General features: G+C 42.0%; 7 protein-coding genes. All 7 read left to right on the top strand.

Features of this window, described 5'->3' with window-relative positions; translation table 11 throughout:
* Positions 1-261 precede the first annotated feature (261 nt).
* On the top strand, positions 262-1,473 hold the full coding sequence (locus ACWJAF_RS13205; RefSeq protein ID WP_448864569.1) for an SLC13 family permease: 1,212 nt from the start codon (positions 262-264) through the stop codon (positions 1,471-1,473).
* A gap of 402 nt (positions 1,474-1,875) precedes the next feature.
* Positions 1,876-2,211 carry a hypothetical protein gene (locus ACWJAF_RS13200; RefSeq protein ID WP_448864567.1) on the top strand — a complete coding sequence of 112 codons (336 nt, stop codon included), beginning with the start codon at positions 1,876-1,878 and terminating at the stop codon, positions 2,209-2,211.
* A 170-nt stretch (positions 2,212-2,381) separates the two neighbouring features.
* Positions 2,382-9,758 carry an RICIN domain-containing protein gene (locus ACWJAF_RS13195; protein WP_448864565.1) on the top strand — a complete coding sequence of 2,459 codons (7,377 nt, stop codon included), beginning with the start codon at positions 2,382-2,384 and terminating at the stop codon, positions 9,756-9,758.
* Positions 9,759-9,799: 41 nt separating this feature from the next.
* Positions 9,800-10,906 carry a hypothetical protein gene (locus ACWJAF_RS13190; RefSeq protein ID WP_448864563.1) on the top strand — a complete coding sequence of 369 codons (1,107 nt, stop codon included), beginning with the start codon at positions 9,800-9,802 and terminating at the stop codon, positions 10,904-10,906.
* A gap of 217 nt (positions 10,907-11,123) precedes the next feature.
* The gene (locus ACWJAF_RS13185) at positions 11,124-11,543 is read left to right on the top strand and encodes a phage holin family protein (RefSeq protein ID WP_448864561.1); all 420 of its coding nucleotides are present in this window, start codon (positions 11,124-11,126) and stop codon (positions 11,541-11,543) included.
* A complete protein-coding gene (locus ACWJAF_RS13180; RefSeq protein WP_448864559.1) occupies positions 11,543-12,388 on the top strand; it encodes a peptidoglycan-binding protein in 846 nt (281 codons plus the stop codon). The genes ACWJAF_RS13185 and ACWJAF_RS13180 overlap by 1 nt, the downstream gene beginning before the upstream one ends.
* Positions 12,389-12,448: 60 nt before the next feature.
* Positions 12,449-14,186, top strand: a 1,738-nt coding sequence (locus ACWJAF_RS13175; RefSeq protein ID WP_448864558.1) for an RHS repeat domain-containing protein, incomplete at its 3' end; no start/stop codon positions are given.

Genomic DNA, 14,186 nt, shown 5'->3' with positions numbered 1-14,186 from the left:
TATCTTTGTACATGTGGAAATCGGATAGATCGGGATCTGAATGCGGCAATCAATATACGTGAAGAAGCACGCCGTATGTTGTTGGCAGGATAAATGGGAAGTGTCTGTATCCAGACAATGAAAATATCCCATAACTGGGTAAAAATGAATCGCGGGGCACGCGAGGATAGCTTGTAGATACTTGGCTCAGTAGAGCCATTGAGCAAGAAGCCCTCACTTCAAAATCTGTGATTTAAGTGGTGGGAGCATGTCACCTTTGTATTGTTTATCGTACCTATCATCTGTTCACTGCTTCTGGGATTCAGCCTGCAGGAGACAAGTGATTTCGTACTGGATCAGTTTGGATCGATCATGAGATCGGCAGGATTCATGTTGTTGTTTGCATTCCTGTATTTCCAGATGCTTACAGAAGCCGGAGTATTTGACACCATCGTATCAGCGGTGACAAATAAGCTTGGTGATAAGATGAATGTTATCGTAATCATGATTCTGACATCTGTAATTGCAGCATTTGCGATTTTGACAGGAAACTTTACACCGGCATACCTGATCACATTCCCGATCCTGGTACCGCTGTATAAGAAATTTGACTTCGACAGAGAGGCAGCATTTATCATTGCCCAGACAGCAATGTCAGCAATGTGCTTTATCCCATGGGGAATCGGAATGGCATACACCGCATCTTCCGCAGGACTGTCAGCCAATGAACTGTCAAAGGCATCTATTCCATGGGCATTATGCTTCATTCCGGCAATCATCCTTCAGTGGGTATACTTCGGAATCAAACATAAAAAACGTGTAGGAACATTTGGTGCAGTTGTAGAAAATGTAGAACAGGAAGAAAAAGAAACAGAAGAAAATCCATACAGACGTCCAAAACTTTTCTGGATCAACCTGATCTTATTCATCGTGTTCATGGTAGTACTTGGTGTATTCAGCGTTCCACCATATCTTGTATTCATGGTAGCAACCGTTGTAACAGCCATGATCAACTATCCAAAGAACTTTGGTGAGATATTTGGTAAAGTAGGACCGATGTATCTGAACATTATTGTAATGCTGTTTGCAATTTCTGTATACCAGGCAGTATTCAACAATACGGGAATGGTAGGAGCCATCTCCGACGGACTGATTAAGATCTGTCCGAAGTTCATGCTGGAGTACATACACATTATCTTACTGCTGTTATGTGTAGTTATCATTTACTTCATTCCATTCCAGATCTTCAATGCGATGTATCCGGTATTTATCTCTATCGGAGCAGGATTTGGAATCCCTGCAGTGACAATCATTGCACCATTTGTATGCAACCTGTCACTGGCAACAAGTTCAACACCGACAAACTCATCTACATATCTTGGATGTGCACTGGCAGAGACGGATGTACAGCATTATTGTAAGAAGGCTGTACCGGTACAGACGGTGACGAATGCGATTGTAATATTGCTGGCGGTAATATTTGGACTGGTGTAGGATGGACTGGATAAGAAAGATATTTTAGAGAGAATAAATATTAAAGAGAATAATGAATGTAGAATAAAGCTTTTTTAGAAACACAGGAATACTCAGTGTCATAACATGACTTTGCGGGAGCGAAGTTATGGACGCCGGGTATTCCTTTTTTTGTGCCAAAGTGTGGAAGAGAAGCTGCCGGCGGAAAGTTCTTTGTAGTTCTCTGCATTCATAAGATGTGAGGCTCTGTATAAAAATATGCTGTATAAAAATACATCTTGACAGAACGTATGTTCTGGTATATAACGAACATATAACCAGAGTATGCATGAAAAAATATTTCTGCAATCTATATATCCCACTTTACAGTATATTTTGCAGAAAATATTTTTCAGGCACACTCTAAAAAGGGAGGTGCGCAGCATGAATAGAGAAGTAAGAGTAAGAAATGTAACCTGGAAAGATTATGGAATCTCGCCGAACCTGCAAAAAGAACTGAAAGCATTCTGTATGCAGTACGGAGAGAAGAAGAAAAGAGGTGTATTAAAAGAAGACTGCCGGATGATTGAAGAAGCAGCCGGGAAAGCAAGTCCGGAATTAGGCCCATATATTTTGAAAAGTGTAACGAAGGACCTGAGCTATGATCAGCTGGAATACGATCTGGAGCTTGGCAGGATTCCGGTAGGCAAGACGGATTTCTATGGCTACCGGAGATTATTTTTCCACTATTTGTACAAAATGAAAATCGGGGACAAATAGAACATCTGTTCGATATATGATAATGACAGACAAAGGAACAAGGCATGAAAAAAGATTTTAAGTGCGCACAGTTTTTCATTGCCATGCATGCGTAAGAAGTTGTCAGTTGCAGCTATTTGCGAAGCATGTACCGGATGTCAGAAACATATATCAACAGGAGGAAACACAAGATGAAGGAAAGATTATTACAAGAACTTACCGGCAAAAGAAAACGGTGTGTCAAATATTTTCAGATGAATGAAAAAGGAGTGGCAGCAGCCGTATATCCGGGACCGGTACACTATGAAGAAGACGGGGAATGGAAAGATATCGATAACCGTCTGGAAGCAGTTACAGAAGAAGGAAGAGAGGTATATCATAACAAAGCATCCGACGTAAAAGTTAAGTTCGCCGGAGAAACAGGGACAGGCGATCTGGTCAGTGTGGAGAAGAACGGGCTGAAAGTATCATGGAAACTGGACACAGAAGAAGACCAGATCGCGACAGAAAGCACAGGAAAGAAAAGAGCAAAAAAGAAAGCATGCAGATTCAGAGTCCTGACGGAACCGGAATTCCCACAGGATCCCGGAGAGGTGACACAGAAGCCGGAAGAGGAGGCTGCATCAGAAGATGAGCCGGAAGAGGGAACTACATCAGCAGACGAGCTGGCAAGTGATGAAGTATCAGCAGATGATAGCATCCGAAGTGAGAAAGCTGGATCAGCAGAAGTAAAATCAGAAGATACAGATATTGCAGAAGAAGGAACCGAAGAGAAGTCAGAAGATGTAGATGTTGCGGAGGACACAGAAGCAAAATCAGAAGGCACAGATATTGAAGGAGAAACCGAAGAAAAGTCAGAAGATGCTGATATCACGGATGACGGAACAACGGCAGGAAAGTCAGAGAATACAGATAAGGAAGACTTAGAAAAAGACTCGGGAACCTTAGAGGATGAAGTCATCCGTGCACATATGGGTGTCAAACATCTGGCAGGGGAAGGAATCTATGAAAACATCCTTTCAGACGTGGATGTACACTATATCATACAGGGAGAGAAGATTAAGGAGAACATCCGTCTGAAGACAAAAGAAGCAGCAGAACAGGAGCTGACATTCACATTCCAGCATCCGGGACTTACGATGAAGACGGAGACAGATGGAAGCCTTGGACTTTACAAAGATGAAGAAAAAGTCTTCTGGTTTGAAAAACCATATATGTACGATAACAATGGATGCCTGTCAACAGAAGTAGTACTTCAGGCGGAGCCATTTGAAGAAGGAAGTAAAGTATCGGTAATCCCGGATAAAGAGTGGCTTCTGGAAGAAGACAGGGCATATCCGGTTGTCATTGATCCGATGACGGAGACGGAAAAACCACATAGCATTATTGAAGATACATATGTATTTTCAGGTGGAAAAGTATCTGAAAATCCAGAAAAAGTATTTAGTTACGGTTCTTTCGTGGTAGGACGATCATATGAAAATGGAAAGTTAAGAGCGCTGTTAAGATTCCGTAATCTTCCTGACATCGGAAAAGGCTCCATTCTATACGCAGCAAAGATGTATATCTGGCAGTATGAATATTCCGCAAGTGTATACACCAAGATTCCATTATTAGCACAGGAAATTACTGGAACATGGGATGAAAAAAGTGTACGATGGAATAACCAGCCAGCGGTTGCTGGAACGGTACTGGACTATAAAGAAGTAGGACAGGTAACAAGTGGAAATACTACAACAATTACACCAATTGGATTCGATGTAACAAAACTTGCAAGAAAGTGGTATAACACAGGCGTCAATAATGGAATCATGATACGTTCACAGTATGAGTCAGAACCGGGAGATTCCAAGAATGCATATGCAAGATTTTATGCATCTGATCATCCGAAGGTTTCTTCTAAGCAGTACCCAAGCGGCGTCTTCTACTACCGCAACGTAACAGGCCTGGAAGATTACCAGAGCTATCACGAACAGGCAGCCGGCCGTGGCGGAATGGGTTACACCAACGACTACACAGGTAACGTAGTCTGGATCCATCCGGATGTTGAGACCGAAGGCGGTCCTTTAATGGCAGAAGTCAAACATGTCTATAACCTAAGTGAAGCAGACACACCATCAAGACTTGGTTATGGATGGACATTAAGCTGTCTGCAGAGAGTTGTTTCAAGTGGAATTAATGATTATCCATATAAATATACCGATGAAGATGGAACGGCACATTATTTCTACAAAGATACAACGGATGGTAATAAAATAAAAGATGAAGACGGCCTCGGGCTGGTGATTACCTCAACGTCAGGACCCGACTATGATCATTATCTGACTATGGAAGGGAAAGACAAGACAAAATATATCTTTGGCGGAGACGGTTACCTGCGATTCATCGAAGACCTGGATGGCAATAAAGTTACGATCGAATATGAGCCAAATGCATCCCAGAACTATATCGACTATATCACAGATGCAACGGGCGCAAGGATTGATATTGTATATAAGCAGGACGCATCACTGTCACGTATTCTGGAGATCAAAGATACAGCAGGAAGATCCATTCACTATGATTACGACAGCGCAGGAAACTTAAGCGCAATCCATTATCCAGACGGCAAGAAGACCACATTTACCTATGATGGAAGCCACAGACTGTTAACGGTAACGGGACCGGAAGGATACGGAATCCGATATGAATACACACAGGATTTCCGGATCTGGAGAGTAAGCAAGATTACCGAATTCGGAGAGAATCAGACCGTCGGTCAGGAGATGAAGATCTCGTATGAAAATGGTAATACAACCATCTTTGAAGAACCGGGACTGGACGGAGAACTCAGTCAGACCGCAGACAATCAGAAGATGATCTATCATTTTGATAACATGGGCCGTCCGACAGATATCCTTGACAGCGATGGATGTGCGAATACGTATGAATATTACACAACCGGAATGAAGAATCATAAGCTCCACAAAGACGGATCCACACAGAAAACGATCTATGGATTATTAAGAAACCATCTGTTTGACCCGGAAAAAGGTGACGCAGGATGGTACGGATACCGCATCGCAGATAAGATAAAGACAAGCATCGTACGAAAAGATGGATACGCAGGAACCAAGAGCGCATATCTGAATAAAACAGATGCAGATTCCGAAGAAGGTATCTGCCAGGATGTGACACTGGAAGCCGGTACCTATACATTTTCTGCATACATGAAGATTACAGGACTGTCGAAAGGAGTAGTAGGTAAAAGCACCGGTGCAGGGCTTGGAATCCTTCATGCAGACGGAAGCCGTAACGTAAGTGCAAAACTGTTAAAAGAAGATACAGACACAGCCGTGGATGACGGATGGGAGAGAATGGCGCTGACATTTAAGCTTCAGAAGAAAGAGACCGTAACGGTGTTCGCCGGATTATTCGGACGTACCGGACAGGTCTATGTAAGTGGAACACAGTTAGAGTCTGGAAAAGCAGTCAATAAATTAAACCTTATCACCAATCCAGGCTGCGACTGGATGACCGGGGATATGCCGGATTATTGGAAGAAGAATGAGGATATCAGCGGTGGAAAGACGGTGATGACCAATGACAAAGGCCGTTGCTTTATCATCCATGGACAGCGCGATAAGAACCCTGTATTCTGGCAGGAGGTAAATATTACCGGAAAAGAAGGAGATATCTATAACCTGAGCTGCTGGGTCAAAGGTTGTGGAATCCCGGATAAGAGATATGCGGTATCAGCGGCAGTCTTATATGACAATGCACCAACGAAGTGGCATCATTTCGCATGTAATCCGAATATCGAGGGATGGCAGTTTGTAAGCGGAAGCTTTAGTACCAGCGATGATGATACAGGAACAAATGCAACGTACAAATCGATCCATATCTTCTTACATTATACTTTCCAGATCGACCAGGCATTATTCAAAGGAGTACAGCTTGTAAGAGATGACAGCGAAAGTTATGTTTATGACGATGAAGGGAACCTGATCAATGCGGTCAGTGCCGCTGAAAAAGATCATTTTGTAAGCAATAAAAACGGAATGCTTACCAAGCTTGGAGGTATCGACGGAACAGAGTTCGAATATTGCTATGACAGCAAGAACCATATGAAAAAAGCATCGAACTCCGAAGGTGTCAGCTACATGTTTGACTACAATGCCAAAGGACAGCCAACTGCAATGCGTGCATCCGGCGGTAAAAATATGGATGCGGCAACACCGGGACGGATCTACTATCTGAGAGAAAAATATTCCGGATTATATCTGGATGTAGAAGGGCAGAAAGTAGAATCCAGAACTCCACTGATCTTACAGGAGTACAGCGGAAGCGGTACACAGAAATGGAAGCTGAAGCAATGTGATGATGGATATCTGCAGTTCGAACTTGCAGAACATGCCGGATACAATGTGGATCTTCTGGATGCATCCGACAAAGAAGGAGCCACGGTAGCAATCCACCAGCACAATATGAGTGATGCACAGAAGTGGAGACTGGCACCGCAGGAAGACGGAAGTTATCAGATCACTTCAAAAGCTGCAAAGGATAAAAAAGGACTGACAAACTATGAAAAAGGAACAGCTAAGGGACAGAAGATCACAAGCCACACGCTTGGTAATTACTGGTTCAACCAGTGCTGGTATCTGGAACCGGTAGATGAAGGAACACTTTCTGAAAAACCGGAAAATAATAAGATCGTAACATTACGCGTAATGCATAGCGGACAGTATCTGGATGTATACTTTGCAAAGACAGAAGCAGGAGCACCGCTTGCACAGGATCATTTTAATGGCGGCAGAAACCAGCAATACCGGATGAAATCATGTGGAAATGGTTATTATCAGTTATCACCAATGCATGCACCGGGAATGGTTATCGCAAAGTCTGGTAAGAACAGTAAAGGATACGAACGTCTGGCGTTGGAAGAACGCAAAGAAAATGCGGCAAATCAGATGTTCCGCTTTGAAGAGATCGAAGCAGGAAAAGGAACCGGATATGCCATTGTCTGCAAAGACGGCAATGTAGCACTGGATGTTATGGACAGATCCTATGTAAATGGAACAGATGTCATACTGACTGCACATGGAGCAGTACAGAGAAATAAATGGTGGATTATAGAATCCGTAAGTGACCGTATGGAATCCACAATGGAATACACCTCCGACGCAAGACAGATCAAAAAGATTACAGATGTCAGAGGATACGAGACATCATTTACCTACGATGCGAAGAACAGACTCTTAAAATCCTGCACCGATGCAAGAGGCGGTGTCACATCCTATGAATACGATCCAAACACAGACCAGATGACCCGCGTCGTACGGAAGATGAATGGAAAAGATTATGATATCGTCTATACCTACGACGGAGAAAAGATCAAAAATATCCGCAGAAACGGCATGGACTACGGCTATACCTATGACATCTATGGCAACCAGAACCAGATGACGATCGCCGGAAAAGCAGTGGAGAAAATAACCTACCGCAATAAAGACGGACTGGAAGACCGAACCACATACGCAACCGGAGAAAGCATCCGCAATGTATACGATTCCGAAGAACGTCTGGTCAGCCAGTACCTTGTCCATACAGACGGAACCGAAGAGAAACTCTATACGAATATCTTCGATAACTATGGCAATGTCGTAAGACATATAGACGAACGTAATCAGCTGACGTATGATTATCAGCATGACCTGATCGGCCGTATCCTCGGAAGCACATCTTCAGACGGCATGAATCTTAGAATTGCCTACGATAGTAAGAACCGTGTAAAAGAGAACATCAGCCGCATGGATAAAAAAGGCCACAGAACACAGTATATCTACGTCGAAGCCGGAAAACAGCAGAAACCAGGTCTTGGATACGGTGTGAAGATCGATGGAACCGAAAGGATTACATATCAGTATGACAGACTGGGACGCTATGTGAAGAAGACTGTTACCTATCCGGGAGGACAGACATCAGACACAACCTACACCTATGTATTCGGTAAAAAAGACGGAACCACGACTGCACTGGTAAATTCCGTACTGCGTGACGGTGTAGAGACATTCTACCGCTACGATGGAGTCGGCAATATCACAGAAGTACTGGAAAAAACAGCAGCCGACAGTCAGCCGGTAAGCAGATTCGTCTACGAATACGATCTGATGAACCAGCTGGTCAAAGAAGAAGATAAAAAAGAAGGAAGCATCCGTACTTATGAATACGATGCCGGCGGCAACCTGCTAAAATATAAGAAGTACACCGTAAAAGATGGAAAACAGACACTGGTACTGACCGACAGCTACGCATACGGCAACACATGGAAAGACCAAATGACATCTTATAACGGAAATCCGGTTACTTATGATGATATGGGAAATCCACTGACTTACCTTGGCATGAAACTGAGCTGGGAAAAAGGAAGAGAACTGGTACAGGTAGAAAAAGGCGGCAATACAACCAGATACGTATATGACAGCGACGGACGAAGAATCCAAAAGACCGGAAAAGACGGAACCACACACTACTATCTGAACGGAAGCGCAGTAATCGCACAGAAAACAGATGTCGGAGAACGTATGGACTTCCTGTACGACGATAAAGGAAACGTATTCGCTGTAGATTATAAAGACAAGCTCTACTTCTACCAGACAAACCTGCAGGGAGATATCACAGGAATCGTTGACAGTAACGGAAACCAGGTAGTAACATATACCTATGACAGCTGGGGAAAACTACTGGCATCCACAGACAATTCAGGAGTAGACCTGGCGAAGAAGAACCCCTTCCGCTATAGAGGATACTACTACGATGTAGAGACAGGATTCTATTATCTGAATGACAGGTATTATGATCCGAAGGCAAGAAGAATGCTTTCTGCGGATGATAACATCAATCTGATGATGAGTATTGAATTCTATGGAAAGAATCTGTATCTGTATTGTGATAACAATCCGGTGTCGCGTAGAGATGATGAAGGTGAGTTTTGGCATATATTAGCAGCTGGAGCTGTGTCAGCAGCGATTGGAATGGCTACAGCAGTTTTAGAAAATAAAGTGAGTGGAAATGCGTGGTATGATGGCTTGGCTGAATCCGCAGTAACAGGTTTTGTATCAGGAGCCATAGCTGGAAGTGGTCTGGGACCAGTGGGACAGGCAATTGGTCAGGGAACAGTTACTTTAGCGGCGGAAGGATATTCTTTATGGGAAAAAAGTAAAACAAAACAAAAAATAACAGTATATGATGTTACTTATGCTGTGGTTGATGTGGCAGCAAGTGTAGTTCCAGGAACCAGAACTGGTAAAGATATAAAAGCAGCGGCGAAACATGTAGAAAATATTGCAAACTATAGAAGTATGAGAAAAACTTATAAAATATATATAAAAGAAGGTCAAATGGTTAAAAGAATTGCGACAAAAGCAAGGCTAAAAAATCTAAGAGGAGAAATAGTATCACATGCTGTAAAGCAAACAAAACCATCAAAAAGGAGTTTTATTCTTTTTGGAGTTAGAGTCGCGAGGGTGCATCGAAGAAAAATACGCTCGGTATTACGCAAAATAAAAAGAAAATTGAAAAAAAGATAAAGGAAAAGGTTGCTGATCATTATCAGCAACCTGGTATTAAAATGAAGAGAAAAAAGACAGCAGGGAAATTGGGCTATTTAGTTCTGGAACAAATAGTAAAAATAATTATATTTGGGATAATGAGCATATTATGTTTTGATCAAGAAGGTCTTGGAATAGTTGATCATATTATAGGTGGTATATTTGGCATAATATTGGCCATTGCATGTTTATATAATCTGAAATATATTATTTATCTACTTTTAGATATAAAAGACGGAACAGAAGTACGCCGTATGAAGTATCAGAAAATGCAAACAAAAGAACAGGGAAGGTGGACCGGACTTGCAGGTGCATATGAAGTAGATCCCAGATTTGTTGATAATAATAAATGGGTGATAGGAAAACTCTGGTTTGATGTAGAACAAAATACCATTGAAAACAAGATCGTATTTTCAATTATAAATTGGATATATTGCCGGCTGACGTCTTTATTCTTTATAGAAGCAATTGACAGAAATGCTTTATGGAAGGTGGTAAAACGGAAAAAAGAAACTTCTGTATACAGAGGCGTATTTAAAGGAAAGGTCTTTAAAGAAATTTATAAAAGAGGAAAGATGGTAGAAGTTGTGTACTATCGAAGATCACGTCTTATAAAGGAACTTCGGACTTATGAAAATATGGAGTTTGAGGAAGAAATAGAAGTCAGACATGAGAAAAATAAACGGTATGAATTTGTGGAAATTAAAAATCTAAAAACGGAAAGAGATTATAGCATTTTGCTGCAAATATTAATGCAAATGTCTGAAGATAAAAAAGTCTTTGCAATAATTATGAGTGAGGATCAGGTAAAAGGAATTAATAAGGATAAGATGGTCCATTATTGGGAAGATTCGGAACCTGGCCTATGTGCAATGGAATTACCGGAATTGAATAGAGATACGGTAAATACAGATGTGTTTAAGAATAAGGAAATGTATATAACTGTATGTACAGAAGGAAGTGATCTGGCATGGGATACATTTACGCATGACGAGGATCCGGTTATATGGAATATTGATGAGGGAAAAGTTTGTGCATATATACATATTTCGGATGAGAGCGTGGAGATCACAGGTGCGCCTGGGTTAAGAGAGCTTGAAACTATAACAGAAAAATTCAAAATCTAGAGAAAGTAGAGATGAAAGCGGTGAGAAATTAAAATATAAAAAAGATTAATATGAGCTATTGAAAAGTAGCTATAAAACATTTTGAAATAAAAGATTGAAAGTGTATTATATACAACCGCCATTATCATCTCTTGGTAATGGCGGTTGTAGTTATAAACAGATAAAAGTAAAAAGAATAAATATGAGAACATTGTAAATTAAAGAAAGGACAGATAACATGAAACAACTAATATGTACAATCTTAGGTGTAATCAGTTCTGTAATCGCATCCTTCTTTGGCGGATGGGATGCAGGACTTACAACACTGTTGATATTTATGGGATTAGATTATGTTTCCGGCTTAGTGGTTGCCGGAGTATTTAAGAACAGCCCTAAGACAGCTACCGGGGCACTTGAGAGCAAGGCCGGATGGAAAGGGCTGTGCAGAAAAGGAATGGCGCTGGTATTTGTACTGATCGCATACCGGCTGGATCTGGTCATTGGGACGGATTATATCAGAAATGCAGTGATCATAGCATTCATTGCCAATGAAACCATTTCCCTTGTAGAAAATGCAGGCCTGATGGGAGTGCCATTACCGGATACAATCAACAAAGCAATTGATATTTTACAGAAGCGTGCGGGAGGTGAGGGTTAATGGGATGGAAAAAATACAGTGATAAATTAAAAGAATGGTATGGCTACAGCGAAGCAAAGAATCAGGATGATATCATCATTGACATCTATAATTCACAGCGCCCGGCAGGATCGTATAAGATGAGTCACACAGACCCATGGTGTCATGCCACCGTATCAGCGGCAGCATATGCCTCCGGCAATACCGGAAGCGTGCCAAATACCTGCTATTGCCCAACCGGAATCCAGATATTTAAACAATGGGGAAGATGGACGGGCCGGCAGGCAGATGCCTACAATCCACAGCCGGGAGATATCGTATATTATGACTGGAATCATGATCAGGTTTCAGATCATGTGGGGACGGTGATTGTGCGTAATGGGAATACGCTGGTCGTAAGAGAAGGAAATCGGAACGATATGTTATGCGACAGACAGATTGATGTGAATTCCGCATACATTATGGGATACGGAATTCCGAGATGGGATGAAGCGGTAAAGGAAACGGTTACGGACAATCCGGCAGGGACAACCGGCAATCATACGAAGCTATCCGTAGATACTGATTCCTGGATTGCAAGAGTGCAGGCGGAATGCAACAAGCAAGGCTTTAGCAGTCAGAAAGTTGATGGAATAGCCGGAAAGAACACACTGGCAGGCTGCCCGACGATACGAAAAGGCGCGAAAGGGAACCTGACGGCATTGGTGCAGGAGAAGCTGAATGCTACGGGATATGACTGTGGTAAAGTTGATGGGATCTTCGGAAGCGGAACTGAAAAGGCTGTTAAGAATCTGCAGAAGGCACATGGACTGGTGCAGGACGGAATTGTGGGGAAGAGGACTTGGAAGATTTTGCTTGGGATGTGAGAAGAAATAAAAGGTTGCAATTCGCAATAAAGACGGGATGGAAGTACATCTTCAGACGGCATGAATCTTAGAATCGCCTACGATAGTAAGAACCGTGTAAAAGAGAACATCAGCCGCATGGATAAAAAAGGCCACAGAACACAGTATATCTACGGCGAAGCCGGAAAACAGCAGAAACCAGGTCTTGGATATGGCGTGAAGATCGACGGAACCGAAAGGATTACATATCAGTATGACAGACTGGGACGCTACACGAAGAAGACCGTTACCTACCCGGGAGGCCAGACTTCAGACACGACATACACCTATGTATCCGGTAAAAAAGACGGAACCACGACAGCACTGGTAAATTCCGTACTGCGTGACGGTGTAGAGACATTCTACCGTTACGATGGAGTCGGCAATATCACAGAAGTACTGGAAAAAACAGGAGCCGACAGTCAGCCGGTAAGCAGATTCGTCTACGAATACGATCTGATGAACCAACTGATCAAAGAAGAAGACAAAAAAGAAGGAAGCATCCGTACGTATGAGTACGATGCCGGAGGTAACCTGCTGAAATATAAGAAGTACACCGTAAAAGATGGAAAACAGACACTGGTACTGACCGACAGCTACGCATACGGCAACGCATGGAAAGACCAGATGACATCTTATAACGGAAGTACAGTTACCTACGATGATATGGGAAATCCACTGACTTACCTGGGTATGAAACTAAGCTGGGAAAAAGGAAGAGAACTGGTACAGGTAGAAAAAGACGGCAATACAACCAGATACGTATATGACAGCGACGGACGAAGAATCCAGAAGATTGGAAAAGACGGAACTACACACTACTATCTGAACGGAAGCGCAGTCATCGCACAGAAAACAGATGCCGGAGAACGTATGGACTTCCTGTACGATGATAAAGGAAACGTATTCGCTGTAGATTATAAGAACAAGCTCTACTTCTACCAGACAAACCTGCAGGGAGATATTACAGGAATCGTTGACAGTAACGGAAAACAGGTAGTAACATATACCTATGACAGCTGGGGAAAACTACTGGTATCCACAGACAATTCAGGAGTAGACCTGGCGAAGAAGAACCCATTTCGCTATAGAGGATACTACTACGATGTAGAGACAGGATTCTATTATCTGAATGACAGGTATTATGATCCGAAGGTGCGTCGATTTGTGAATGCAGATAGTATTGATACATTGTCTGTGAAAAAGGATTTTCATGATAAAAATCTGTATGGATATTGTGATAATAATCCGGTTGTAAGAGTTGATGTTGAAGGTGAGATTTGGGTAGCCGCAATTGCTGTTGGTGTTGGAACGCAGTATGTAGGAGATATATTAAATAATATCGAAAAAGGGAAGCGAGGCATTGATATCTTAAGACCTTGTTCTTCTATTGGAAGCTATGTGTCGGCTGGGATAACCGCGTTAATTCCGGGAAGTGGGGTCGGAGCGGTTATTGTTCGAAACGTTGTAGGTGAAGTGGCAAATCAAGGAACAAATTATGTGGTTACAACAGTGAAAACAAGAACTGTAAAAAAACCCAAAATTAATTGGAAAAATACAGTTGGAAAAGTAGCATTTTCATGTTTTTATGATGGCGCTAGTGATAAAGTGACTTCTGGAATAATGAAAAAAATATATAAAAAGAGACCTCAGAATTATAAAGCATTTGCTAAAAGAGAATATAAAAAGCATCCGAATATTAGAAGAAGAAGGGTTATAATGAAATATCGTAGAAGTAAAAGAAGAAAGAAAAGAGTTTCTAATGTGCTTAGTTTTATTG

The sequence above is a fragment of the Dorea sp. genome (genome assembly GCF_977044405.1).
The sequence above is the reverse complement of the archived record's forward strand: the minus strand, read 5'-3'. Positions and strand labels throughout refer to the sequence as shown.